This is a genomic window from Pseudomonas sp. R2-7-07 (genome assembly GCF_003852355.1).
Classification (GTDB): domain Bacteria; phylum Pseudomonadota; class Gammaproteobacteria; order Pseudomonadales; family Pseudomonadaceae; genus Aquipseudomonas.
This window is the reverse complement of sequence record NZ_CP027759.1, coordinates 481,660-507,328: the sequence shown is the minus strand read 5'-3', so window position 1 is coordinate 507,328 and position 25,669 is coordinate 481,660. Positions and strand designations below refer to the sequence as shown.

The 25,669-nt window shown below is 61.4% G+C and carries 22 protein-coding genes and 1 pseudogene; 12 read left to right on the top strand and 11 right to left on the bottom strand.

Annotated features, from left to right (window positions below; all coding sequences use genetic code 11):
• Nucleotides 1-65 precede the first annotated feature (65 nt).
• Nucleotides 66-2,249 carry a YccS family putative transporter gene (gene yccS, locus C4J86_RS02120; RefSeq protein ID WP_124369304.1) on the top strand — a complete coding sequence of 728 codons (2,184 nt, stop codon included), beginning with the start codon at nucleotides 66-68 and terminating at the stop codon, nucleotides 2,247-2,249.
• Nucleotides 2,250-2,345: 96 nt separating this feature from the next.
• Here the strand turns inward: yccS and C4J86_RS02115 are convergent, their stop codons facing one another.
• Nucleotides 2,346-3,083 carry an ABC transporter substrate-binding protein gene (locus C4J86_RS02115; RefSeq protein WP_124369303.1) on the bottom strand — a complete coding sequence of 246 codons (738 nt, stop codon included), beginning with the start codon at nucleotides 3,081-3,083 and terminating at the stop codon, nucleotides 2,346-2,348.
• A gap of 199 nt (nucleotides 3,084-3,282) precedes the next feature.
• On the opposite strand from C4J86_RS02115, the gene C4J86_RS02110 reads away from it, so the two are divergent.
• Complete coding sequence (locus tag C4J86_RS02110; RefSeq protein ID WP_124369302.1) at nucleotides 3,283-3,735, top strand: GNAT family N-acetyltransferase; 453 nt, start codon at nucleotides 3,283-3,285, stop codon at nucleotides 3,733-3,735.
• Between the two features lie 104 nt (nucleotides 3,736-3,839).
• Here C4J86_RS02110 and C4J86_RS02105 read toward each other — a convergent pair whose 3' ends face one another.
• Genes C4J86_RS02105 through C4J86_RS02095 form a run of 3 tightly spaced genes read right to left on the bottom strand, consistent with a single transcriptional unit; the run spans nucleotide 3,840 to nucleotide 6,802 of the window.
• Nucleotides 3,840-4,136, bottom strand: a complete 297-nt coding sequence (locus tag C4J86_RS02105; RefSeq protein WP_124369301.1) for a helix-turn-helix domain-containing protein — start codon at nucleotides 4,134-4,136, stop codon at nucleotides 3,840-3,842.
• A 17-nt stretch (nucleotides 4,137-4,153) separates the two neighbouring features.
• Nucleotides 4,154-4,654 carry a M48 family metallopeptidase gene (locus C4J86_RS02100; RefSeq protein ID WP_124369300.1) on the bottom strand — a complete coding sequence of 167 codons (501 nt, stop codon included), beginning with the start codon at nucleotides 4,652-4,654 and terminating at the stop codon, nucleotides 4,154-4,156.
• Nucleotides 4,655-4,696: 42 nt separating this feature from the next.
• The gene (locus C4J86_RS02095; protein WP_124369299.1) at nucleotides 4,697-6,802 is read right to left on the bottom strand and encodes a bifunctional diguanylate cyclase/phosphodiesterase; all 2,106 of its coding nucleotides are present in this window, start codon (nucleotides 6,800-6,802) and stop codon (nucleotides 4,697-4,699) included.
• A gap of 310 nt (nucleotides 6,803-7,112) precedes the next feature.
• On the opposite strand from C4J86_RS02095, the gene C4J86_RS02090 reads away from it, so the two are divergent.
• Both C4J86_RS02090 and C4J86_RS02085 read left to right on the top strand, forming a co-directional pair.
• Nucleotides 7,113-7,778 (top strand): polysaccharide lyase family 7 protein, encoded by a 666-nt coding sequence (locus C4J86_RS02090; protein ID WP_124369298.1) that lies wholly within the window; start codon nucleotides 7,113-7,115, stop codon nucleotides 7,776-7,778.
• Nucleotides 7,779-8,261: 483 nt separating this feature from the next.
• Nucleotides 8,262-8,555 (top strand): fructose-bisphosphate aldolase, encoded by a 294-nt coding sequence (locus C4J86_RS02085; RefSeq protein ID WP_124369297.1) that lies wholly within the window; start codon nucleotides 8,262-8,264, stop codon nucleotides 8,553-8,555.
• 59 nt (nucleotides 8,556-8,614) lie between these two features.
• On the opposite strand, the gene fba is transcribed toward C4J86_RS02085, so the two are convergent.
• The 6 genes from fba to tkt all read right to left on the bottom strand — a co-directional run bounded on the left by fba (nucleotide 8,615) and on the right by tkt (nucleotide 14,976).
• Complete coding sequence (gene fba / locus C4J86_RS02080; RefSeq protein ID WP_003177554.1) at nucleotides 8,615-9,679, bottom strand: class II fructose-bisphosphate aldolase; 1,065 nt, start codon at nucleotides 9,677-9,679, stop codon at nucleotides 8,615-8,617.
• A gap of 272 nt (nucleotides 9,680-9,951) precedes the next feature.
• Nucleotides 9,952-10,284 (bottom strand): MliC family protein, encoded by a 333-nt coding sequence (locus C4J86_RS02075; RefSeq protein ID WP_124369296.1) that lies wholly within the window; start codon nucleotides 10,282-10,284, stop codon nucleotides 9,952-9,954.
• 60 nt (nucleotides 10,285-10,344) lie between these two features.
• Nucleotides 10,345-10,572: a hypothetical protein gene (locus C4J86_RS02070; RefSeq protein WP_124369295.1), complete on the bottom strand. Its 228-nt coding sequence runs from the start codon at nucleotides 10,570-10,572 to the stop codon at nucleotides 10,345-10,347.
• Nucleotides 10,573-10,603: 31 nt separating this feature from the next.
• Nucleotides 10,604-11,767 (bottom strand): phosphoglycerate kinase, encoded by a 1,164-nt coding sequence (locus tag C4J86_RS02065; RefSeq protein WP_124369294.1) that lies wholly within the window; start codon nucleotides 11,765-11,767, stop codon nucleotides 10,604-10,606.
• A 17-nt stretch (nucleotides 11,768-11,784) separates the two neighbouring features.
• On the bottom strand, nucleotides 11,785-12,840 hold the full coding sequence (gene epd / locus C4J86_RS02060; RefSeq protein WP_124369293.1) for an erythrose-4-phosphate dehydrogenase: 1,056 nt from the start codon (nucleotides 12,838-12,840) through the stop codon (nucleotides 11,785-11,787).
• 138 nt (nucleotides 12,841-12,978) lie between these two features.
• A complete protein-coding gene (gene tkt / locus C4J86_RS02055; protein WP_124360904.1) occupies nucleotides 12,979-14,976 on the bottom strand; it encodes a transketolase in 1,998 nt (665 codons plus the stop codon).
• 259 nt (nucleotides 14,977-15,235) lie between these two features.
• Between tkt and C4J86_RS02050 the strand changes: the two genes are divergently transcribed.
• The 4 genes from C4J86_RS02050 (at nucleotide 15,236) to C4J86_RS02035 (ending at nucleotide 19,808) form a co-directional block, all read left to right on the top strand.
• A complete protein-coding gene (locus tag C4J86_RS02050; protein WP_124360903.1) occupies nucleotides 15,236-16,231 on the top strand; it encodes a metalloregulator ArsR/SmtB family transcription factor in 996 nt (331 codons plus the stop codon).
• Between the two features lie 19 nt (nucleotides 16,232-16,250).
• Nucleotides 16,251-17,441, top strand: coding sequence for a methionine adenosyltransferase (gene metK, locus C4J86_RS02045; RefSeq protein ID WP_124369292.1), 1,191 nt, complete (start codon nucleotides 16,251-16,253; stop codon nucleotides 17,439-17,441).
• A gap of 270 nt (nucleotides 17,442-17,711) precedes the next feature.
• Nucleotides 17,712-19,373, top strand: coding sequence for an NAD-dependent DNA ligase LigB (gene ligB, locus C4J86_RS02040; RefSeq protein WP_124369291.1), 1,662 nt, complete (start codon nucleotides 17,712-17,714; stop codon nucleotides 19,371-19,373).
• A gap of 39 nt (nucleotides 19,374-19,412) precedes the next feature.
• A complete protein-coding gene (locus tag C4J86_RS02035; protein ID WP_124360899.1) occupies nucleotides 19,413-19,808 on the top strand; it encodes a DUF1090 domain-containing protein in 396 nt (131 codons plus the stop codon).
• Nucleotides 19,809-19,813: 5 nt separating this feature from the next.
• Here C4J86_RS02035 and C4J86_RS02030 read toward each other — a convergent pair whose 3' ends face one another.
• A complete protein-coding gene (locus C4J86_RS02030; RefSeq protein ID WP_124369290.1) occupies nucleotides 19,814-20,263 on the bottom strand; it encodes a cytochrome c in 450 nt (149 codons plus the stop codon).
• 126 nt (nucleotides 20,264-20,389) lie between these two features.
• Here C4J86_RS02030 and C4J86_RS02025 point away from each other — a divergent pair, with 126 nt between their 5' ends.
• The 4 genes and pseudogenes from C4J86_RS02025 to C4J86_RS02015 all read left to right on the top strand — a co-directional run bounded on the left by C4J86_RS02025 (nucleotide 20,390) and on the right by C4J86_RS02015 (nucleotide 25,647).
• On the top strand, nucleotides 20,390-21,580 hold the full coding sequence (locus C4J86_RS02025) for a murein transglycosylase A (RefSeq protein WP_124369289.1): 1,191 nt from the start codon (nucleotides 20,390-20,392) through the stop codon (nucleotides 21,578-21,580).
• Nucleotides 21,581-21,689: 109 nt separating this feature from the next.
• Nucleotides 21,690-22,748 (top strand): annotated as a pseudogene (locus C4J86_RS27290) (methyl-accepting chemotaxis protein); the annotation flags it as partial.
• Nucleotides 22,734-23,606, top strand: a complete 873-nt coding sequence (locus tag C4J86_RS27285) for a methyl-accepting chemotaxis protein (RefSeq protein WP_372237489.1) — start codon at nucleotides 22,734-22,736, stop codon at nucleotides 23,604-23,606. The pseudogene C4J86_RS27290 and the gene C4J86_RS27285, both read left to right, overlap by 15 nt.
• 133 nt (nucleotides 23,607-23,739) lie before the next feature.
• Nucleotides 23,740-25,647, top strand: a complete 1,908-nt coding sequence (locus tag C4J86_RS02015; RefSeq protein ID WP_124369287.1) for a methyl-accepting chemotaxis protein — start codon at nucleotides 23,740-23,742, stop codon at nucleotides 25,645-25,647.
• The last annotated feature ends 22 nt before the right edge of the window (nucleotides 25,648-25,669 follow it).

Sequence of the window (25,669 nt, the reverse complement as noted above, 5' to 3'; positions counted from 1 at the left end):
CACCCTTGCCGTGGCGTCCTTGATAGCTCAATTTAGCGGCATCGTCCCGGAAGACTCCCGACTTCATGTCATCGACCTCGTTCAAGCAGTCCCTGCGGCGCCTGTGGGCACTGGATAAATTCAGCTACAGCATTCGGGTATTCATCGCCCTCACCGGCAGCATGGCGCTGTGCTGGTATCAGGATGAAATGACGCTGTTGATCCCGCTGTTCCTGGGGATTATCGCCAGCGCCCTGGCCGAGACCGATGACAGTTGGCAAGGCCGCCTCAACGCCCTGGCGGTGACGTTGGTGTGCTTCAGCATCGCGGCGCTGTCGGTGGAACTGCTGTTCCCTTACCCCTGGATTTTCGCGGCCTCCCTGGCCCTGGCCACGTTCGGCCTGACCATGCTCGGCGCGCTCGGCGAACGCTATGGCGCGATTGCCTCGGCCACGTTGATTCTGTCGGTCTACACCATGATCGGCGTGGACCAGCGTGGCGGTGCCGTCAGTGATTTCTGGCACGAGCCGCTGCTGCTGGTGGCGGGCGCGGCCTGGTACGGCGTGCTGTCGGTGCTGTGGCAGGCGCTGTTTTCCAACCAGCCGGTGCAGCAGAGCCTGGCGCGGTTGTTCCGCGAGCTGGGGCGTTACCTCAAGCTCAAGTCGTCGCTGTTCGAACCGATTCGCCAGCTTGACGTAGAGGCGCGACGCCTGGAATTGGCCCAGCAGAATGGCCGGGTCGTCGCCGCCTTGAACGCCGCCAAGGAAATTATCCTGCACCGCGTCGGCAATGGCCGCCCGGGCTCGAAGGTCAGCCGGTACCTGAAGCTGTACTTCCTGGCGCAAGACATCCACGAGCGCGCCAGTTCGTCCCACTATCCGTATAACGCCCTGGCCGAAGCCTTCTTCCACAGCGACGTGCTGTTCCGCTGCCAACGCCTGCTGCGCCAGCAAGGCAAGGCGTGCCAGGCCCTGGCCGAGTCGATCCAGCTGCGCCAGCCGTTCATTTATGACGACAGCTTCGCCGAAGCCCTGGGCGATTTGAACGCCTCCCTGGAACACCTGCGCATCCAGAGCAACCCGGCCTGGCGCGGCTTGCTGCGCTCGTTGCGCGCCCTGGCCGCCAACTTGTCCACCCTCGACCGCCTGCTCGGCGACGCGAGCAACCCCGATGCCCTGGCCGACGCCACCGACAGCAACCTGTTGGACCGCGCCCCGCGCAACCTCAAGGAAATGTGGACGCGCCTGCGCACCCAGCTCACGCCGACCTCGCTGCTGTTTCGCCACGCCCTGCGCCTGTCCCTGGCACTGACCGTCGGCTACGCCACGCTGCATGCCATCCACGCGTCCCAAGGCTACTGGATCATCCTCACCACGCTATTTGTTTGCCAACCGAACTACGGCGCGACGCGACGCAAGCTCGGCCAGCGGATCATCGGCACCGCCATCGGCCTCACGGTGGCCTGGGCGCTGTTCGACCTGTTCCCCAGCCCGGTGGTGCAGTCGATGTTCGCCATCGCTGCCGGCCTGGTGTTCTTTATCAACCGCACCACGCGCTACACCCTGGCCACGGCAGCGATCACCCTGATGGTGCTGTTCTGCTTCAACCAAGTGGGCGATGGCTACGGACTGTTCCTGCCACGCCTGTTCGATACCCTGCTCGGCAGCCTGATCGCGGGCCTGGCGGTGTTCCTGTTCCTGCCGGACTGGCAAGGCCGGCGCCTGAACAAAGTGCTGGCCAATACCCTGACCTGCAACAGCATCTACCTGCGCCAGATCATGCAGCAGTATGCCGCTGGCAAGAGCGACGACCTGGCCTACCGCCTGGCCCGTCGCAACGCGCACAACGCCGATGCGGCGCTGTCCACCACCCTGGCGAACATGCTGATGGAGCCGGGGCATTTCCGTAAGGAAGCGGATGTGGGCTTCAGGTTCCTGGTGCTGTCGCACACCCTGCTCAGCTACTTGTCGGGCCTTGGCGCACACCGCGACACCCAGCTGCCGGCCGAGGTGCGGGAGCAGTTGATCGACGGTGCCGGGCACGCCCTGGCGTTGAGCATCGACGAGATCGCCAGTGGGCTGGCGAATAAACAGCCGATTGCGATTCAGAGTGATGAGGAGGAAGCACTGGCGGCGCAGCTTGAGCAGATGCCGGATGAGATCGACGAAGGCCAGCGGCTGGTGCAAACGCAGTTGGCGTTGATCTGTCGGCAGCTGGGGCCGTTGCGGACGTTGGCGGCGCATCTGATCAAGGATACCCGCGCGGCTTAGAACGCCATCGGGGGCAAGCCCCCTCCCACATTTTGACTGTGTTCACAAATCAAAAGTGTGGGAGGGGGCTTGCCCCCGATGAGGCCCTCACAGGCACTACATCCCATGCGCCTTCATCAACCTGGCATAACTGCCATCCGCCTTCATCCTGGCAATTTCCCGATCAAAGCCGGCCACGATCTGCGCATGCTCGGGGTTCTTCAGGCTGACCAGAATATGCAGGCTGTTCTCGCTCAGCGGCTTGCCCAGGAACTCCACGGCATTGCGCACCCTCGGCGACTCCCGCGCCAGGTAGTAACGCGCCACGTACTCGTCTTCCAGGGTCAGCCGCACACGGCCCGCCGCCAGCATGCGCACGGCCATGGCAAAGTTATGCACCGGGACTTTCTGTAACAGCGCATCCTGGTCGAACGCCGCCGAATAGGCATAACCGCGCACCACGGCGATGCTTTCGTCGTGCAACTGTTCCAGGTTCTGATAATCGATAGCGTCGTCGCGACGCTTGATAAAACGCACACGGTTGACCAAGTATTGCTCGGAAAACTGCCCCAGCTGCGTGCGGGCATCGTCGTACCACGCGTTGATCAGCACGTCGTAGCGCCCATCGCCTACACCCTTCAGCGCGCGCGCCCAAGGCACCTGCTCAAAATCACTGGCGTACCCCGCCCGAGCCAGCGCGGTGCTGACGATATCCGTGGCCAGCCCGCCGTTGACCAGGGTGACATCGGTGAACGGTGGCCAACCATCCGCCACCAGGCGCAGACGCTGCGCCACCACCGGTTGAGCCAGCAGCAACACTGCAATCAAAGCAACGGCACGAGACAATCGCGGCATGCTTAAAATCCTTGGCGGGCAGGCGATGGCCTGATAACAGTAGCTCATCAATGAGCGTGCATTGCTTATTACACAAAGAAGTCGGCCGTGCATGCACTGAATGATGGCAAATTGACGCCATTCACAAAATAGTCGGTTTTAGACAGCAGCGCCGGTCGCGCTTACTATCCCTGCCAAGCCTTTGACAAGAGCGCACATCATGACGGTTGATTGGGTCTGCAAACATCACGACGATCTGGGCAAGGAACAGCTTTACGCCATCCTGCGCCTGCGCGGCGAGGTGTTCGTCGTTGAACAGAAATGCGTTTACCAGGACATTGACGGGCAGGACCTGTCAGGCGATACCCACCACTTGATGGCCTGGAACGACAATGAGCTGGTGGCCTACCTGCGGCTGCTGGACCCAGAGACCCAGGGCGGCGATGTGGTGATCGGTCGAGTGATCGTCGCACCATCGGCACGCGGCACCGGGCTGGGGCATTTGATGATGGAAAAAGCCCTCAAGCAGATCGAGGATATCTGGCCCGAGACACCGATTTTTCTGTCAGCCCAGGCGCACTTGCAGGGGTATTACGGACGGTACGGGTTTGTGGTGGCGGGAGAGGAATACCTGGAAGACGATATTCCACATATCGGGATGCGACGGGTTTGAGGGCCTCATCGGGGGCAAGCCCCCTCCCACATTTGAATGTATTCACAAATCAAGTGTGGGAGGGGGCTTGCCCCCGATAGCGTCAGGCCAGGCACTGCAAGCCTTCAGGGATAACCCAATACCCGCTTGATCGACACCAGATTCCCCTCGATCCACCGTCGATCAATCGCCCCCCAATCACGAATCCGATAACGCCCGGCATGGTTACGGGCGCCATCCTCCTGCTCGAATTCGCACACAATATCCAGATCGGCCAACGCCGCAATCGTGTCCTGCGCCGTGCGCCGGGGCATGCCAGTGGCATCGGTCAGGGCGGGGACGCTGCTGGCCAGGCCGCTGTCGATCAGGTACGCCACATACAGGCGGCGGTAGAAGCTGCTCTTGGTCTTGCTCACATCCATGGTCAATCGCCTTGTGATTAGGGCTTGCCCTGCAGATCGCGCCAGGTGAGGTACACCCGCAGGTCGAATTCCACCTGGTGGTAGCCGGGCATCATGTATTCACAGAGTTTGTAGAACGCCTTGTTGTGGTCCGATTCCTTGAAGTGCGCCAGCTCGTGCACCACGATCATGCGCAGGAACTCGGGAGCCGCTTCCTTGAACAGCGAGGCGATGCGGATCTCCTTCTTGGACTTGAGATTGCCACCCTGCAACCGGGAAATCGTGGTGTGCAGGCCCAGGGCGCGGTGGGTCAGGTCCAGGCGGTTATCGAACAGCACCTTGTCGATCGACGGCGCATTGCGCAGGTGTTCCTGCTTCAAGGCCAGGGCGTAGCTGTACAGGGCCTTGTCGCTCTGCACGGCGTGCCGCTCGGGATAACGCTGCTCCAGGTAGGCACCCAACCGGTCCTTGGCGATCAGCTGGCGAACTTGCTCCTGAAGGGCAGCGGGATAGGCCTGGAGGTATTTCAACGCGGTCATGGGGTCTGCAACGTGGTTCGGACGGGCGCCAGTGTAGCGAATTCAAAGCGCGTGAGGGTGCGACCAACCGACAACGTCCTCGGCCATCAGCGGCGCCGCCGCCCAGGTGCCCTGGATGAACGAGCAGCCATGGGCCTTGAGCCACTGCGACTGCTCAAGGGTTTCCACGCCCTCGGCGATCACCAAAACATCGAAATGCCCGCACAGCTCGATGATGCTGCGCGCCATCGCTGCATCCCGTGCCGAGCCTGGCAGGCGGGCCACCAATTGCGGGTCCAGCTTGAGGGTGTCGAACGCCAGGTCGCGCAAATGCGCCAGGGAACAACGTCCTGAGCCAAAGTCATCCAGGGCGATACGCACCCCAAGCCCACGCAACAGCTTGAGCTGCTTGGTCGATTCCTCAAGGTTACTCATCAGGCAGTCTTCACTGATTTCCACTTCCAACTGCCGCCCCTGTAACCCGTGCCTTTCGAGGACCTGGCGCAGTTGACTGGCCAGGTTGGGCATATTGAACTGGCTGCTGCTCAGGCTCACGCTCAGCACCAGCTCTTCATCGAACGCCGCTTGCCAGGCCTGGCGTTGGGCGGCGACTTGCTGGTAAATCCAAGTGCTCAACTGGCTGATCAAGCGCGCCTCTTCCAGCAACGGCAAAAACAGACCCGGCGACACATCGCCGACGCTCGGGTGCTGCCAGCGCAGCAACGCCTCGACACCGCGCAAGCGCCCGTCCTCCAGCGACACCTGCGGCTGGTACACCAAGGTGAATTCCTTGTTTTGAATCGCGGTGCGCACACTGTCTTCCAGCATCAGGCGTGAACGGGCTCGGCCGTTCATTTCCTGGTCGTAATAGCGATACTGCTGACGGCCGGCGCGCTTGGCTTCGTACATGGCGATGTCCGCCGCGCGCAACAAACCGCTCAGGTCCGAGCCACAGTCGGGAAACGTCGCAATACCGATGCTGACCCCAAGCATCACCTCCAGACCGTCGACCTGCTGGCACACCGACACCCGTTCGATCAGTTTTTCCGCAATCTTCGCCGCCTGCTCCGGGAACTCCAGCTCCAGCAAGGCAGTGAATTCATCCCCGCCCATGCGTCCCAGAATGTCGTAGGAGCGCAGGCACGCCTGCATCTGCTCGGAAACCCAGCGCAGCACGCGATCACCGGCGTCGTGGCCCAAGGTGTCGTTGACTCGTTTGAAGCCATCCAGATCCAGGTACAGCAATACCAGCGACTGCTCATTGCGCTCGCTGCGCGACAACATGTTGCCCACTGTCTGGTAGAAGCCGCGACGATTCAGCAGCCCGGTCAACGGGTCGGTCACCGCCTGGAACTCCAGTTGCTGGTGCAAGTGACGCACCTCGGACATGTCCAGCACCGTCACCACCATCGCCTTCTGCTCTGCGGGCAAGGGCGCGCAGGACAACGCCACCGGCACCTGTTGACCACGGCTGGTGCGCAAGATGGCATCGTGCAAGCGCCACGTTTCGCCTTTGCGATAGGCCTCGTACATCGGGAACCCCAACCAGGCCGGCACATGGGGTTTTTGCAGGAAGCTCAAGAAACTCTCGCCTTGCAACTCCGCCATCGTGGCGTTGAGCAGCCTGGAGATCGCAGGGTTGGCATACTCAATCACGCTGCCCTCGCCCACCACCAGAATGCCTTCGGCGGCGTTGTCCAACACCGAGGCATTGAAGGCGCGAGCGGCCTCCAGGTCATGGCTCAACCGCTGCAGGGCGCGGCGATTATGCTGATGCTCCAACAGCGCCTGCACCTTGGGCTTGAGGATATGCGGGTCGAAGGGCTTGAACAGATAGTCGATCGCACCGCTGGCATAGCCTTTGAGCACCGCGTCGGGCGACTGTGCATCGGCGGTGAGAAAGATGATCGGCGTCATGCTCGTACGCTGGCTGCCCCGCATCAGGCGTGCCACCTCGAAGCCATCCATACCGGGCATGCGCACATCCAGCAATACCAGATCGACGTCGTGGACCAGTAGCAATTCCAGGGCCTCCATACCGGAAGCGGCGGTAATGATTCGCCAGTCTTCGCGCTGCAACACTGCACGCATGCTGACGAGATTTTCCGGGTAGTCATCGACCACCAAGAGAACTGAACTGCCGTCGCCGAGGTTTGGAGCGCAATCCATGCTACGTCTCTTCCTTAAGGAACTGCACCGGTCACTTCGGGTACTTTAAACCGGACAAATAATGAGGCCTCACTCTAGCCCCGGTTATAAAAAAGCAGAAGTAACGTCGATGCCATCATTGCGCCAAAGCCGAGGCAGCCGACTAACGGTCAGGCTCTGTAGCCCGCGTACCATGGGCAACATGGCTTTTTGGCATTCCTCTGACGCCAATAAATTGCCAGTCAGTGTTAACAACTTGGTTAACACCACCTATAAAGAACCTGTGCAGCCCTCGGGCTAAAGCTTTCACCCCTCGTAAAAGGCCAACACCATGATCGACCTTTCCACCTGGAACCTGAGCATTCCGGTCGGCTCCCCGCCCACGACCATCGAAACCCCGAAGCTGCTCACCGGCTTCAATGACCAGTATTTCCAGGCCGAAGGCAGCGATGTGCAGTTCTGGACCCCTGTCACCGGCACCCGCACGGAAAACGCCATCTACCCGCGCAGCGAACTGCGCGAAACCTACGCCGACGGGCGCTTGCGCAACTGGACCTACCCCGAAGCCGATAACTTCCTGCGCGCCACGCTCACCGTCAACCAGGTACCGTCCACCGGCAAGGTTGTGATCGGCCAGATCCACGCCTACGACAGTCAGAAACCGCTGATCAAACTGGAGTACCAATTCAAGGAAAAAACCCAGACCGGCAACATCGTCGCCAAAGTGCGCATGCGCCCGGACGAATCTGAAAGCCGGGTAATCATCGTTGCCTCCAATGTGCCACTGGAAAAGACCTTCACCTATGTGATCAACCTCAACAAAGCCGGGCTGCTCAGCGTGTACGCGGCCGACAGTGAGTGGAATGAACGCATCGGCGCAGCCTGGGCCGACAAGCCGCTGTATTTCAAGGCGGGGGTGTATGTGCAGGACAACAGTGGGGATAGCAAGGAAGGGGCAAAGGTGACGTTTGCGAAGTTGGATATTGATCATGAATAGGTGGACTGGCCTCAATGCGCGTAGGCCATGTCCGATGAGCGCGAGGGTCATTCCCCAGTAAGTGCAGACACTTGAATCCCCTGTGGGAGGGGGCTTGCTCCCGATGGCGGTGTATCAGCTTGCACATGGAGTGACTGACGCACCGCCATCGGGTCCCACATTTGCCCTGCTTGGCCTGAGGATGCGGTGCCGGTCCTACAGCACCGTTGCGGCAAGGCAACTCGCCGCTTATAGTTCGCCCCGTCGCTGGCATTGAACGGCGATAGGGTTTCGCAGCCCTAACGATACGTGTGTAACCAAGCATCATGAATACAATGATGAGCGCTTCGGCGCCCGTCGTCTGTTTTATGGTGGCTGTGTGTGGGAGACCTTCGGGTCTGCCGGGTTCCTCGTATCCTCGGTCTGCGAACCCGCACACAGCTACCACCCAATTCGTTTCGCAGCGAATGGCGGTAGTCCTTTCAGATACGAGGAATATTAGCCATGACCCAACAACTTCCACCCCGCCGTTTTAGCCCCTGCACGGAAACCGCCACCGACTACCCTGTGCTTCTTATCGACAGCGAAGCCCCACTGCTCGACCTCCACGCCTGTCTGCGCGAACGCCTCAACGTCGCATTGGAACACCTCAACCTGATCGCCTGCTCCAGCCTGCCGGACTTCGCCGAGCGCGACCTGAACAACGTGGCTAACACTGCGCGTATTTTGGTACAGGACGTAAGTGACGTGTTCCGCGTTATCGAACACCGTGGCTTCGATGCTGCCAGCGTTGCCTGATCAAATTCCAAACACAAAAAAGCCCGCATCACTGCGGGCTTCCTTTTAAACGCGGAGGCTTAATTGACCTTAGCGTTCAACTCACCTTTCAAATACCGCTGGTACATCGCTTCCAACGAGATCGGCTTGATCTTCGAAGCATTACCCGCAGTACCAAACGCTTCATAACGTGCAATACACACATCACGCATTGCAGTCACGGTAGCGCCGAAGAATTTACGCGGGTCGAACTCACTCGGGTTGGTGGCCATCAGGCGACGCATCGCGCCCGTGGAGGCCAGACGCAGGTCAGTGTCGATGTTGACCTTGCGCACGCCGTACTTGATGCCTTCGACGATTTCTTCAACCGGTACGCCGTAGGTTTCTTTGATGTCGCCGCCGTACTGGTTGATGATTGCCAGCCACTCTTGCGGTACCGAGGAAGAACCGTGCATCACCAGGTGGGTGTTGGGGATGCGTTTGTGGATTTCCTTGATGCGGTCGATGGCCAGCACGTCGCCGGTCGGTGGCTTGGTGAACTTGTAGGCGCCGTGGCTGGTGCCGATGGCGATGGCCAGGGCATCTACCTGGGTCTTCTTGACGAAGTCGGCGGCTTCTTCCGGGTCGGTCAGCATCTGGCTGTGATCCAGCACGCCTTCGGCGCCGATGCCGTCTTCTTCGCCGGCCATGCCGGTTTCCAGGGAACCCAGGCAGCCCAGCTCGCCTTCAACCGATACGCCGCAGGCGTGAGCCATGGCCACGGTTTGTTGGGTAACGCGTACGTTGTACTCGTAGTCGGTTGGGGTCTTGCCGTCCTCGCCGAGAGAGCCGTCCATCATCACCGAGCTGAAGCCCAGCTGGATCGAGCGCTGGCACACGTCAGGGCTGGTGCCGTGGTCCTGGTGCATGCACACCGGGATGTGCGGGAATTCTTCGATGGCCGCGAGGATCAGGTGGCGCAGGAACGGCGCACCGGCGTATTTGCGGGCACCAGCCGAAGCCTGGACGATCACGGGGGAGTCGGTCTTGTCAGCGGCTTCCATGATGGCGCGCATCTGCTCAAGGTTGTTGACGTTAAAGGCTGGAACGCCGTAGCCGAACTCGGCTGCGTGGTCCAGCATTTGACGCATGCTGATAAGTGCCATTGTGTTGTCTCTCCCGGTCGAGGGTCGTTAATCGTGCAAGCCTGCCGTAGCGGCGGCTGCTATTCAAGTTATTGCAGATCAAGGGGTTGAGCCTTGTGCTGCTGAATCGTTATTGCAGTGTCCGGCTCACAACCTATGTCACTTTGGAACCGGATTTAATGTGGGAGGGGGCTTGCTCCCGATAGCGTTTGCCAGACACCTGTGTGCTGGCTGACCTACCGTAATCGGGGGCAAGCCCCCTCCCACATTTGGATCTCGTCACATTCGAGACCTTATTGGGCCTTACAGCCGCGCCCAATCAAATCATCCGTGGCCGTCCAGTAAATCAGGCCTTCCTCACCCTTGGTGTGAAACGCCAGCTGATCATTGCTGTACAGCACGCCCGAAGCCGCCACGTCCTGCTTGAGGCGATAAACCTGGTCGGAACCTCCGAGGCGTACATCCACCTCAGTGCGGGCTGGGTTGGCGAAGCGCCAATTGACCTCGGCCTTGCTGTCGCAGGTCCACGTCGTCCATTTACCTTCCGGCCCAGCCTTGTCGAACATGTTCATGCTGCTGCAACCGGCCAACAAGGCCAGGGTTGCCAGGGCGATAGCGCCTTTCATTGCCAATCCTCGCAGGGCGACACAAGGCCGCCATTGCTGTGGGTTAGTGGATCAGACCCGTCAAGGGCAACCCTGTTCCTGACCGTTGGGCGCGGAGTCGTATTTCTCCAGCCGGTCATTGCCCATGCGCTTGTTGATCACCGGCATGGTCTCGGCTTGCCAGTCGGCCTGGTAGCAGTTTTTTTTCAGCGGTGCCGTGGCTTTATCCGCCTCGGGCGCCGCGCTTGGCGTGCTGCTGCAGCCAGCCAACAGGCCCACTGCTATCACCAGTGCCAACGACTTGATCATGGGACGCTCCTTTTTCCTGATCACGCGCGCCTTAACCTTTGGCTCGGGTTTCCAGCACTTCAACGGCCGGCAGTACTTTGCCCTCGACGAACTCGAGGAACGCACCGCCACCGGTAGAAATGTAGGAGATCTGATCAGCAACGCCATATTTATCGATAGCCGCCAGAGTGTCGCCACCCCCCGCGATGGAGAATGCCGAGCTTTCAGCGATGGCTTTGGCCAACACCTTGGTGCCATTGCCGAATTGGTCGAACTCGAATACGCCGACCGGGCCGTTCCACAGGATGGTCTGGGAGGCTTTCAACAGCTCAGCGAAGTTGGCTGCGGTTTGCGGGCCGATATCCAGGATCATGTCGTCGGCGGCCACGTCAGCGATGAGCTTGACGGTGGCTTCGGCGCTTTCGGCGAATTCCTTGGCGACCACCACGTCCACCGGCAGCGGCACGCTGACTTTGGCGGCGATGGCGCGGGCAGTGTCGAGCAGGTCCGGCTCGTACAGGGACTTGCCCACCGGGTGGCCGGCTGCGGCCAGGAAGGTGTTGGCAATGCCGCCGCCGACGATCAGCTGATTGCAGATCTGGCTAAGGCTGTTGAGTACGTCCAGCTTGGTGGAGACCTTGGAACCGGCGACGATGGCGGCCATCGGTTGTGCCGGAGCGCCCAGGGCCTTGCCCAGCGCATCCAGCTCAGCGGCCAGCAGCGGGCCGGCAGCGGCGACCTTGGCGAACTTGGCCACGCCGTGGGTCGAGCCTTCGGCGCGGTGGGCGGTGCCGAAGGCGTCCATCACGAATACGTCGCACAGCGCCGCGTATTGCTGGGCCAGCTCGTCGCTGTTCTTTTTCTCGCCCTTGTTGAAGCGCACGTTTTCGAACAGCACGATCTCGCCAGGCTTGACGTCAACGCCGCCCAGGTAGTCAGCCACCAACGGTACGTCGCGGCCCAGGGCCTTGCTCAGGTATTCGGCCACCGGCTTGAGGCTGTTTTCGGCGGAGAACTCACCTTCGGTCGGGCGACCCAGGTGGGAGCAGACCATCACGGCCGCGCCTTTTTCCAGGGCCAGCTTGATGGTCGGCAGCGAGGCCAGGATTCGCGCATCGCTGGTGACAACACCGTCCTTGACTGGGACGTTGAGGTCTTCGCGAATCAGTACGCGCTTACCTTGCAGATCGAGGTCGGTCATCTTCAACACGGTCATGGGTCGCAGTTCCTGAATTACTGTTGAGGTTGTTTGGAAGCCACTTGCAGATAGTGTTCTGCAACATCGAGCATTCGGTTGGCAAAGCCCCATTCGTTGTCGAACCAGGCCAGGATGTTCACCAGCCTCGGGCCGGAAACGCGGGTCTGGCTGGCATCGACAATCGCCGAATGCGGGTCATGGTTGAAATCGCAGCTGGCGTGGGGCAACTCGGTGTAGGCCAGCAAGCCTTTGAGCGGGCCGCTGGTGGCGGCGTCGCGCAATATCCGGTTGACCTCGGCCGCATCGGTGTCGCTCACGGTTTGCATGGTGATGTCCAGACAGGACACGTTCACCGTCGGCACCCGTACCGCTTTGGCCTGGATTCGCCCGGCAAGTTCCGGCAGCAATCGCTCGATACCACGCGCCAGGCCGGTGGACACCGGAATCACTGACTGGAACGCCGAGCGCGTGCGGCGCAGGTCCTCGTGGTGATAGGCGTCGATCACCGGTTGGTCGTTCATGGCCGAGTGGATCGTGGTGATCGACACGTAGTCCAGGCCGATCGCCTGGTCCAGCAGGCGCAACAACGGCACGCTGCAGTTGGTGGTACACGAGGCGTTGGACACCAGCAGCTCGGCGCCGGTCAGGCAATCCTGGTTGATGCCGTAGACGACGGTGGCGTCCACATCCGCTTCGCTGGCCATCGGCTGGGAAAACAGCACGCGCGGAGCGCCGGCATCGAGAAAACGCTGGCCGTCGGCACGAGTATGGTAGGCACCGGAGCATTCCAACACCAGGTCGACGCCCAGCGCCGCCCAGTCGATGCCCTCGGGGGTGGCACTGCGCAGTACTTTTACGCAGTCGCCATTGATATGCAGACAATCGCCCTCGACCCGCACTTCGCCAGGGAAGCGGCCATGGGTGGAGTCGAAGCGTGTCAGGTATTCGATGCTGGCCATGTCGGCCAAGTCGTTGATCGCGACAATTTCAAACCCTGCCGTCGCCCCTCGCTCGAACAGAGCACGCAAGACGCAACGACCAATGCGGCCGTAGCCGTTGAGTGCAACTTTGTAGGGACGCGGTTGGGGCATGGGGTTCTCGATCAAGGTTAGTTCGGTGTTGAATGTTCTGACGCCATCGCGGGCAAGCCCCCTCCCACATTGGACCGCAATCCAAATGTGGGAGTGGGCTTGCCCGCGATGGCGTCAGTGCAGACAACGCAGACTGGCTTAGTCTTCCAACAACTCTTCAGCCTGGCCCAGGATGTTTTCCAGGGTGAAACCGAACTCTTCGAACAAGGCGGGCGCCGGCGCCGACTCACCGTAGGTGGTCATGCCGATCACGCGGCCTTCCAGGCCTACGTACTTGTACCAGTAGTCGGCGTGAGCCGCCTCAATGGCGATACGCGCGCTGACCTGCAACGGCAATACCGATTGCTTGTAGCCGGCGTCCTGGGCTTCGAACACGCTGGTGCACGGCATGGACACCACGCGAACGTTGCGGCCCTGCGCGGTCAGCTTGTCGTACGCCTGAACGGTCAGGCCCACTTCGGAACCGGTAGAGATCAGGATCAGCTCCGGCTCGCCGATGCAGTCCTTGAGCACGTAGCCACCACGGCTGATGTCGGCGATCTGTGCGTCGGTACGCACCTGGTGTTGCAAGTTCTGGCGCGAGAAGATCAGCGCCGAAGGGCCGTCCTTGCGCTCGATCGCGTGCTTCCAGGCCACGGCGGATTCCACCGCGTCGGCAGGGCGCCAGCAATCCAGGTTCGGCGTGGTGCGCAGGCTGGTCAATTGCTCGACCGGCTGGTGCGTCGGGCCGTCTTCGCCCAGGCCGATGGAGTCGTGGGTGTACACATGGATCACGCGCTTCTTCATCAGCGCGGCCATGCGTACCGCGTTACGTGCGTACTCCATGAACATCAGAAAGGTCGCGCCGTAAGGCACCAGGCCGCCGTGCAGGGACACGCCGTTCATGATGGCGCTCATGCCGAACTCGCGCACGCCGTAGTACATGTAGTTGCCGCTGGCGTCTTCGGCCGACACGCCTTTGCAGCCTTTCCACAACGTCAGGTTGGAACCGGCCAGGTCGGCCGAACCGCCGAGGAACTCAGGCAGCAGAGGGCCAAAGGCGTTCAGGGTGTTCTGGCTGGCTTTACGGCTGGCGATGGTCTCGCCCTTGGCCGCGACTTCGGCGATGTAGGCCGAGGCTTTTTCCGAGAAATCGGCCGGCAGGTCACCGGCCAGGCGGCGTACCAGCTCATTGGCAAGCTCAGGGAACTCGGCGGAGTAGGCAGCGAAGCGCTGGTCCCACTCGGCTTCGGTGGCCAGGCCTTTTTCCTTGGCGTCCCACTCGGCGTAGATGTCGGCCGGGATCTCGAACGGGCCGTGGTTCCACTTCAGCGCTTCGCGAGTCAGGGCGATTTCCGCGTCACCCAGCGGGGCGCCGTGGCAGTCTTCCTTGCCTTGCTTGTTCGGCGAACCGAAGCCGATGGTGGTCTTGCAGCAGATCAGGGTCGGCTGCGCGCTCTTGCGAGCGGTGTCGATGGCGATCTTGATTTCTTCCGGATCGTGGCCGTCGACGTTGCGGATCACCTGCCAGTTGTAGGCTTCGAAACGCTTGGGGGTGTCATCGGTGAACCAGCCTTCGACTTCGCCGTCGATGGAAATGCCGTTGTCATCGTAGAAGGCAATCAGCTTGCCCAGGCCCAGGGTGCCGGCCAGGGAAGCGACTTCGTGGGAAATGCCTTCCATCATGCAGCCATCACCCAAAAATACGTAGGTGTGGTGATCGACGATATCGTGGCCGGGGCGGTTGAACTGCGCGCCCAAGACTTTTTCAGCCAGCGCGAAGCCAACCGCGTTAGCGAGGCCCTGGCCCAGGGGACCGGTGGTGGTCTCGACGCCTGGGGTGTAGCCGAATTCCGGGTGGCCCGGGGTGCGGCTGTGCAACTGGCGGAAGCTCTTGAGGTCATCGATGGTGACGTCGTAGCCGCTCAGGTGCAGCAGCGAGTAGATCAGCATCGAGCCGTGGCCGTTGGACAGTACGAAACGGTCACGGTCGGCGAACGACGGGTTGCTCGGGTTGTGCTTCAGGTAGTCACGCCAAAGTACTTCGGCGATATCCGCCATGCCCATCGGGGCACCGGGATGGCCGCTGTTGGCTTTTTGCACGGCATCCATGCTGAGGGCACGAATGGCGTTGGCACGCTCACGACGGCTGGGCATCGCTGATCTCCTGGGGGCTTGAACAAAGAAACGGAAAAAAGGACCGGCATTTTCCCTCAGCCACCGCCTGCGGGCAATGACAGATAGTCACTTGAAGCGGTTTTTCCTGTGGTTTGCCCGCCAATCCCTTGCAGAACTCGGATGCCGGTTCGTCCAAAGGTTATAGCGCCCGCTTATAACTGCCACTTATCGATCAATATCAAAACTTTTTGATATTGGCCTTGCGGCGATTACCACCCGTCACTAGACTGCTGGCCTTATGAACCTACCCGTGCCCTCCCTGCGTCCTGACGACGGCGATGAACTGGCTGCCCTTTGCAAGGCTGCAGGTGATCCGCTGCGCTTGAACGTCTTGCGCGCACTGGCCAACGATTCCTTCGGCGTATTGGAACTGGCGCAGATCTTCGCCATCGGCCAGTCCGGCATGAGCCATCATCTGAAGGTACTGGCCCAGGCCGACCTGGTGGCGACCCGCCGCGAAGGCAATGCAATTTTTTACCGTCGCGCCCTGCCCCACACCGAACTGCTCGGCGGCAAACTGCACGCCGCCCTGCTCGACGAAGTGGACAGCCTGGACCTGCCGAGCGACGTACAGTCACGCGTCAGTCAGGTTCACGGACAACGCGCCGCTGCCAGCCAGGATTTTTTCGCACGGGTTGCCGAGAAATTTCGTGCTCAGCAAGACCTGATCGCCGGCTTGCCCCAGTACCGCGAAAGCGTACTGGCGCTGCTGGACAAGCTGAGCTTCAGCAATGAGGCCACGGCCCTGGAAGTCGGCCCTGGCGACGGCGGTTTCCTGCCGGACCTGGCGCGGCGCTTTGGCCAGGTGACGGCGCTGGACAACAGCCCGGCGATGCTTGAACTGGCGCGCCAGCTGTGTGAACGCGAGGCGTTGGGCAATGTCCGCCTGCAACTGGCCGACGCCTTGAGCGACACCCGCCTGCGGGCCGATTGCGTGGTGCTGAACATGGTCTTGCACCACTTTGCCGTCCCCGCCGACGCGCTCAAGCAAATGGCCGGGTTGCTGCACCCCGGCGGCAGCCTGCTGGTAACGGATTTATGCAGCCACAACCAGAATTGGGCCAGGGAGGCCTGCGGTGATCTCTGGTTGGGTTTTGAACAGGACGATCTGGCCCGTTGGGCCACCGCTGCGGGACTCGTTCCCGGGGAAAGCCTCTATGTAGGTTTACGTAATGGTTTCCAGATTCAGGTCCGCCATTTTCAGCGACCGGCTGGCGACACTCACCATCGGTAAATATCAGGAAAACATCGAGATGAGCGAATACTCCCTTTTCACCTCCGAGTCCGTGTCTGAAGGGCATCCGGACAAAATCGCCGACCAGATTTCTGACGCGGTGCTGGACGCCATCATTGCTGAAGACAAGTTCGCCCGTGTGGCGTGCGAGACTCTGGTGAAAACGGGCGTGGCGATCATCGCCGGCGAAGTCACCACCACGGCCTGGGTCGACCTGGAACAGATCGTGCGCGACGTGATCACCGACATCGGCTACAACAGCTCCGACGTCGGCTTTGACGGCGCGACCTGCGGCGTGATGAACATCATCGGCAAGCAGTCCCCCGACATCAACCAGGGCGTCGACCGCGCCAAGCCTGAAGATCAAGGCGCTGGCGACCAGGGCCTGATGTTCGGCTACGCCAGCAACGAAACCGAGGTGCTGATGCCCGCACCGATCACCTTCTCTCACCAGTTGGTACAGCGCCAAGCCGAAGCACGTAAATCCGGCCTGCTGCCGTGGCTGCGCCCGGACGCCAAGTCCCAGGTCACCTGCCGCTACGAAGGCGGCAAAGTGGTGGGTATCGACGCCGTCGTACTGTCCACCCAGCACAACCAGGATGTCTCCTACAAAGACCTGCGCGAAGGCGTAATGGAGCTGATCGTCAAGCACGTACTGCCTGCCGAGCTGCTGAGCAAGGACACCCAGTTCCACATCAACCCGACCGGCCAGTTCATCATCGGCGGCCCGGTGGGCGACTGCGGCCTGACCGGTCGCAAGATCATCGTCGACAGCTACGGCGGCATGGCCCGTCACGGTGGTGGCGCGTTCTCCGGCAAGGATCCATCCAAGGTCGACCGTTCCGCAGCCTACGCCGGTCGTTACGTGGCCAAGAACATCGTCGCCGCCGGCCTGGCTGAACGTTGCGAGATTCAGGTGTCCTACGCCATCGGCGTGGCCCAGCCTACTTCGATCTCGCTGAATACCTTTGGTACCGGCAAGATCAGCGATGACAAGATCGTCAAGCTGGTGCGCGAGATCTTCGACCTGCGCCCTTACGCGATCACCACCATGCTCGACCTGCTGCACCCGATGTACCAGGAAACCGCAGCCTACGGCCACTTCGGTCGTACCCCTGCGCAGAAGACGGTCGGCGACGACACCTTCACTACCTTCACCTGGGAAAAAACCGACCGCGCCAACGACCTGCGTACCGCTGCCGGTCTGTAATCGTTCGCGGCTGCCAAAGCCCCGCCAGGTTCGCCCGGCGGGGCTTTTTGATTTTCAAAGGTTGCAACAAAATCGTTGAAACCGAGGCCGAAGTCGACGCGGGCCAGCAAATCGGGCGGCCGAGGCTGATAACCACGACGCGCCGGACACGTTGGACGGCTGGTTCAAGCACGCAGAAACACCCGGTAAAAAGCCCCGCTCGGTCAGGGCTTTTTTGTGGCCGTGCGGATCACTTAGGCTGAACGCCCTTTTCGAGCAAGGATGCTCCCGATGCGCGCGTTAATGGTTCTCCTGATCGGCTTTCTACCGTGCTGGGCCTGGGCCGATGACTGTCCCGAGGACGCCCGATCCCAAATCGACACGTTGTCCAGGCAGGTCAGCCAGTGGGATGACGTCTACCATCGACAGGGTCAATCCCCCATCAGCGATGAACTGTACGACCAGGCCCGCCAACGCCTGACTCATTGGCGCAAATGTGACCTTCAACCCACACCCAGGGCTGACAACCCGCTGGCAAGCTCACGCGGCACACTACGCCACCCGGTCGCGCATACCGGCCTGGAGAAGCTGCTGGACGCGTCCGATGTGGGTGAGTGGCTCAGCACCCGCCAGGACGTCTGGATTCAACCCAAGGTCGACGGGGTAGCCGTGACCCTGGTGTATCGCAAGGGCCAGCTGCACCAACTCATCAGCCGCGGCGATGGCCTGCTCGGTCACGATTGGACAGCTTCCGCGCGCAAGATGCCGGGTATCGTCCAGCAACTGCCGGAGCCCGTCGACGCCGTGCTGCAAGGCGAGCTCTACTGGCGCCTCGACGGTCACGTACAGTCGGCAAACGGCGGGCTCAACGCGCGTAGCAAAGTGGCCGGCTTGATGAACCGACGCCAATTGAGCGACACCGAGGCGGGCGGGATCGGGTTGTTCGTCTGGGCCTGGCCCGAAGGCCCGGCGAGCTTCACCGAGCGCCTGGCCACGCTGGCACGTTGGGGGTTCACCGACAGCCAGCGGTATAGCCAGTCCATCGACAGCATCAGCGATGCCACGCGCTGGCGTACACATTGGTACAACCATCCGTTGCCGTTCGCCAGCGACGGGGTGGTGTTGCACCAGGCTGCGCGCGCACCCGCCAAACGTTGGCAAGCCAGCGCACCTTACTGGGCGGTGGCCTGGAAGTACCCTGCGACCAAAGCGCTGGCACTGGTACGCAAAGTGCAGTTCAGGATCGGGCGTACCGGGCGTATCACACCGATTCTCGAACTGGAACCGGTGCGACTGGATGACCGGCAAATCAGCCGAGTCAGCGCGGGTTCGTTGAGAAACTGGCAGGCCCTCGACATCCGGCCCGGCGATCAGGTATCCATCAGCCTTGCCGGCCAGGTCATTCCCCGGCTCGACGAGGTGATCCTGCGCAACAACACCCGAGTGGAAGTGCCAGTACCCGATACTCGAGACTTTCACGCCTTGAGCTGCTGGCAGCTGGACCCTGGCTGCGAGGAGCAACTGCTCTCGCGCCTCACCTGGCTGAGCAGCAACCAGGGCCTGGCCTTGCCACATATGGGGCGGGAAACCTGGAACGTATTGATCCAGGCCGGTCTAATCGCAGGCTTTCTCGATTGGTTGACCCTGGATGCGGCAGAGCTTGCTAACATTGATGGCTTCGGCGAACGCACCCGCGCGCGGGTGCTCGACAGTATTCACAGCGCCCGGCAACGCCCGTTTGCACAGTGGCTCAAAGCCCTGGGCGTACCGCCTGCGGCGCGCAACAACCTGGAGGGCGACTGGCATACCCTGGTCGCCAAAGACACCCAAGCCTGGCTGGCCTCAGACGGCATCGGCCCGGGCCGCGCAGCGCAACTGAGCGCCTTTTTCCGCGACCCGCAGGTCCAGGCATTGGCTGAAACATTACGTGAAGCCGGTATAGACGGTTTCTGAGTCCGGCCCGACCCTCTGAATGCTACTTGGAGTCCTTATATGAAATTTCTTGCCCCTCTTGCCTTACTGACTGTCGCAAGCTTCATGGCCACGCCGCTGCTGGCCGCCGACGAAGCGCCCGAACTGACCGGCTGCGCCGCCAAGCGCCAGGCCATCAGCACCCAGATCGAACAGGCCAAGGCCCATGGCAACAGCGCCCAACAGGCCGGCCTGGAAAAAGCCCTGAGCGAGGTCACCGCCAACTGCACTGACGCATCGCTGAAGAAAGAACGCGAAAACAAGGTGCTGGATGCCAAGCACGAAGTCAGCCGCCGTCAGGCCGACCTCGACAAGGCCATGAAAAAAGGCGATCCGGACAAGATCAACAAGCGCAAGGACAAGCTCGCCGAATCGCGCAAAGAACTGCAGGATGCGGTGGAAGAACTCGACCAGTAAACCGCTCAGTGGTCCCGAAACTGCTTATGGCAGGCGCTGCAGGCATCTTCAACCTTCTGCACTGCAGGTTGCAGATTGCTGGCCTTATAGGGCTGGACCCGGCTTGCGATCACCAATTCACCGGTGGCCGCTTCAAGGTCGCGGGCCATTTGCTGGAATTGCGCCTGCTTTTGCCACACCTCGTCCCTGGCACTGGTGTGGTCCGCTTCACGCACGTTCGGGAAGTGCTGCCACGGTTGATGGGACAACGCGTCCAGCTTGACCGCGCCGTCGGCGAACTGGGCGCCGTCGAAAGGGATGCGCCCGCGCAACATGCCGCCCAGGCCTTCGGCGGTCTTGAGCATCTGTTTGAAGATCGCCTTGCGCTGGCCCAGGGGGGAATTGGGGTCAACCCCGCCGCAGGCGGACAAGGCCAGGCAGGCCAACACTACAACGGTCATATTTTTTAAAGTCATGGTGGCTCAGGGTCACGGAAACGGCGGTCAGTATCCCCGCCCCCTCCGCAAAGGCCAATAGCCCTATTAATAACAAGGTTGCCCAAGCGCGATAAAGCACGGGCAATCGCTTCAGGAATTACGTGCATGAATGTCAATTGGAAACCCTGGAGCCGCCTGGCGTGGGCTCTACCGATGATCGCGCTGCTGGCCGGCTGCGACGTGGGCAAAGACGCTGGCAAAGAGACAGCCAAAGAAGAGGCGCCCAAACCCCATGCCGTCGCCACTTACGTGAGCGCTCCGTGGGAAGCGCTGCCGGCGGTTTCCGACAGCGACTTGCTGGCGGGCTTCGAATCCTGGCGCAGTGCCTGTCAGCGCCTCAAGGCCGACCCGATCTGGAGCGCGACCTGCGCAGCGGCAGCCAGCGTACCGGGCAATGCCATGGCGGTTCGCGGGTTTCTTAAAGAGCGCCTGGATGTATTCGGCCTGCGTTCAGCCGACAACACCCCGAACGGCCTGATCACCGGCTACTACGAGCCGGTCTACCCCGGCAGCCTGACCGAAACCGCCACCGCGCATGTGCCGGTGTACGGCGTGCCGGACGACCTTATTATCGTCAACCTGGAAGCAATCTACCCGGAACTCAAGGGCAAACGCCTGCGCGGCCGCCTGGAAGGCCGCGTGCTCAAGCCGTATGACGATGCCAGCACCATCACCGGCCAAGGCTCGACCGCCAAGCCGATAGCCTGGCTGACCGATCCGATGGACCTGCAATTCCTGCAGATCCAGGGCTCTGGCCGTATTCAACTGGCCGGTGGACGTCAACTGCGCGTGGGGTATGGCGACCAGAACGGCTATCCCTACCGCCCTATCGGCCGCTGGCTGGTCGAGCAAGGCGAACTGAAAAAAGAAGAGGTGAGCATGGGTGCCATCAGCGCCTGGGCCAAGGCGCATCCGCAGCGTATTCCAGAGTTGTTGGCGAGCAACCCCAGCTATGTATTCTTCAGCGCCCGCCCCGACAGCAACGAAGGGCCGCGCGGGTCGCTGAATGTGCCATTGACGGCGGGGTACAGCGTGGCGGTGGACCGCAAGGTGATTCCGCTGGGCAGCCTGTTGTGGCTGTCGACCACCAAACCTGACGGTTCAGCCATCACCAGACCCGTCGCAGCCCAGGACACCGGGGGCGCAATCACCGGCGAAGTGCGGGCAGACTTGTTCTGGGGCACAGGCGAGGCAGCGGGCGAGTTGGCGGGCAACATGAAGCAACAGGGGCAGATCTGGATGTTGTGGCCCAAGGGTGCGGCGCTGCCTCAGGCGCCTGTCACGGACGCTCTATGATGATCGGGGCAAGCCTCCTCCCCCAGTGAATCGGTGGCGCTACAGAATCCCGTGCACATGCCGATAGCCTGTGAATAAGTCCAAGCCTTGTTCCAGGGGAGTTCGCAGCATGTATCGTTGGTCGGCCGAAAAGCTCGGAAATGTGAGCGTCAAAACCAAACTGGGCGTAGGCTTCGGCCTGGTGTTGCTGCTTACGTTAATCATCACACTCACCGGCTGGACCGGGCTTTCCAGCGTGATAAGCCGTGGCGACAAACTGGGCTACATCGCCAGCCTCAACGACTTGAGCAAGGACCTGCGCATCGCGCGACTGGACTTTGAAATGCGTCGTGGCGAACAGGGCCCGGCAACCGTCAATGGCCTTCTCGGCCAACTGGAAAGCGGCCTGAAAACTGCGCGGGCGCTGATTGAACAGCCCGCCGATATCGCGTTGGTCGATGACCAACTTGCGGCGGTTGACCAGTACAAGCGTGCATTCGACGCCATGGTCCAGGCAGGTGCCAATCGCGAAAACGCGCGCAGCAAACTCGGCGATACCGCCGACAACGCGGTGCTCAAAGTCGGCGAAGTGGAAAAGGCCCTGTTACAGGGCGACAGCGTCAGCCAGTTCAACAGCATCGTCGACCTGAGCAAGCTGATCCAGCAGGCGCGGTTCCAGGTTCGCGGTTACACCTACGGTGGCAAAGTCGAGGCCGAGCAGCCTGCGCTGGATGCCATCGACAATACGCTGAAGAAAATCGCCGCCCTTGACGGCCAGCTACCTGACCAATTCTCGACCAACCTGCAACAGGCCAGCGCCTCGCTGCAAGCCTACCGCGCCGCGGTCAGCCAGTACCGCGACTCGCAGGTGGCCAGCGCCGCTGCGCTGAAACTCATGAACGTCCAAGGCGACATTCTGCTGGACCGCAGCAGCACACTCACCGCCTCGCAAACCGTGGTCCGCGACAGTGATGCCGCGCAAGCCAAACGGCTGTTGCTGCTGGCTGCCCTGCTGGCACTGAGTTTTGGTCTCTTCGCCGCCTGGGCCATCACTCGCCAGATCATCATTCCGCTCAATCAAACCCTCAAGGTCGCCGAACGCGTAGCCTCGGGCGACCTGAGCCACAACCTGGAATCTGCCCGCCAGGATGAACTCGGCCAACTGCAACGCGCCATGCAAAGCATGACCGTGGGCCTGCGCGAGTTGATTGGCGGCATCAGCGATGGCGTCACGCAAATCGCCAGCGCCGCCGAGCAGTTGTCGGCAGTAACCGAACAGACCAGCGCCGGGGTCAACAGTCAGAAGATCGAGACCGACCAGGTAGCCACGGCCATGAACGAGATGGCCGCTACCGTGCAGGAAGTTGCGCGCAATGCCGAAGAAGCCTCGGAAGCCGCCGTGGCCGCCGACCTGCAGGCCCGTGAAGGCGACAAGGTGGTTGGCGAAGCCATCGCCCAGATCGAGCGCCTGGCCACCGAAGTCGGCAATTCGACGATCGCCATGGCAGACCTGAAGCGCGAAAGCGACAAAATCGGCAGCGTGCTCGACGTGATCAAGTCCGTGGCCCAGCAAACCAACCTGCTGGCGCTGAACGCGGCCATTGAAGCGGCGCGTGCCGGTGAAGCCGGGCGTGGCTTCGCCGTGGTAGCCGACGAAGTGCGCAGCCTGGCCCAGCGCACACAGAAGTCCACCGAGGAGATCGAGGAACTGATCGTCGGCCTGCAAAACGGTACCCAGCAGGTGGCGACCATCATGGACAATAGCCGCGGCCTGACCGACAGCAGTGTCGAACTGACCCGCCGCGCCGGCAGCGCATTGGAGAACATCACACGTACCGTTTCGACCATCCAGGCGATGAACTCGCAGATCGCCACGGCCGCCGAGCAGCAAAGCGCGGTGGCCGAAGAGATCAACCGCAGCGTGTTGAATGTGCGCGATGTCTCCGAACAAACCTCTTCAGCCAGCGAAGAAACGGCGGCGTCCAGCGCAGAGCTGGCACGCCTGGGCATCTACCTGCAAACCCTGGTCGGGCGCTTCCGCATCTGACTGACTTGAGCGGCGGCCGATTGAGGCCGCCGCATCTTGTGAAATTTCCTACACAGTTATCAGCCAGCCCTCACCTCGAATCGGATTAGCGTTCATCTGTCGCGAAACGCTTTTTCTGATTGGGAGGTGTGCCATGTTTTCTCGGCTGACCCGCATACTGGTTAACGCCAGTGTTCGCCTCAAGCTGGCTCTGGGTTTTGGCCAAGTGCTGATCCTCAGTTTCATGATCGCCGCAGCGGGCTGGCAAGCCCTGAACGCCGTGCTTTATCGGTCCAATAGCCTGACGAGTCTGGGCGAACTGGCCGTGTACGCGGAGGCCATGCGCGCCGACCGCACCGTCTACCGCACCCTTGCGGACGAAGCCAGCCTGGCTCAGATGACGCAGAAGACCGAGAAAATCGACCAGCTCCTGGCAGACCTTTCGCATCGATTGGTAGACCCGATCGATGTGCAACGCAATGAGGAGGCGACACGCCTGGTGGCTGGCTTGAAGGCCGCGCTGGCGGAGCTGCCCGCGTTGATCGAGCAGCGAGAGAGTGTCCGGCCAGCGCTCAAAAAATCCGCCCTGCAAGCCAGTGACACCCTTGCCCAATTCGCCAGCGACTTGCCCGACCAGAATGACGAAAAGGCGCTCGACGCCATTGAGCAACTGCGCCAAGCCATGGAGCAGGCCGAGGATCGCGCCCAGAATCCCGCCTGGGCCGCCGAGTCGTTGCAAGCCTATGCCGAGGCAGCAAGCCAGGCGCTGGATGCGCTGGACATCGCACAGAAGGCAGTGTTCATGCTGCCCGTGGACTCAGCACTGCTCAAAACCGACCTGAACGACTACCGTGCACAACTGCTCAAGCTCAAGCAAGCCCAGCTCAACGTCGAAACCGTGCAAAACCGCTTCGAACAGCAGCTCAATGAGTTGCGCGAGAACAGTAGCTTGCTGAGCCAGAGCCAGAACACCAAGCGCAATGACGAGGCCGACCACACGCGCACGCTGCTGATTGGCGTCACGGCGGCTGCACTAGTGCTGGGCGCCCTGGCCGCGTGGTGGATTGCCAGCCAGATCGCCTCGCCGTTGCGTGACATCCTCGTTGCCGCCAACCGTGTCGCTCAAGGCGACCTGAGCCACGACACCCACGTGGAGCGCCGCGACGAACTGGGCCAGCTGCAACAAAGCATCGGGCAAATGACCCGCAGCCTGCGCAGCCTGATCAGCAGCATCGGTGACAGCGCTCGGCAGATTGCCGGTGCGGCGACGCAGTTATCCACCGTGACCGAACAGACCCGCAACGGGCTGAACAATCAGAAAGATGAAACCGACCAAGTGGCCACGGCGATGAATGAAATGCTCGCCACCGCCCAGGAAGTGGCGCGCCATGCCGAACGCGCGTCCGTTGCAGCGAACGAAGCAGACCAGCAGGCCGGTGCCGGCGAGCAGGTCGTCATCCATGCGGTTGAGCAAATCGGCAACCTGGCCAGTGAAATGGCCTTATCCGGCCGCGCGATGATGGCTCTGCAAAAAGAGAGCGAAAAGATCGCCAGCGTGCTGGACGTTATCAAGTCCGTGTCCCAGCAGACCAACCTGCTCGCCCTGAACGCCGCCATCGAAGCGGCGCGCGCAGGCACTGCCGGGCGAGGGTTTGCCGTGGTCGCCGATGAAGTGCGCAGCCTGGCCCAGCGCACACAGGAATCGGCTGAAGAGATTGAAGGGCTGATCCTGGGGTTGCATAACGGCACCCAGCAGGTCGCGGACATCATGGACAGCAGTCGCAACCTGACCGACAACAGCGTTGCCCTGACTCGCGACGCCGGCGAGGCCTTGGCAGCGATTGCCCGCACGGTATCGGTCATCCAGGAAATGAACCCGCAGATTGCCGCCGCCGCCGAACAGCAAAGCGCGGTGGCCGAGGAAATCAATCGCAGTGTCTTGAAGGTGCGGGATGTGTCGGAACAGACCGCCGCCGCCAGCGAGGAAACGGCGGCCGCGAGTGTTCAGTTGACGAGGTTGAGCCTGGATCTGCAGACGCTGATCGGCAAATTCAGGCTCTGAAAACGCCGCCATCCTATGTGGG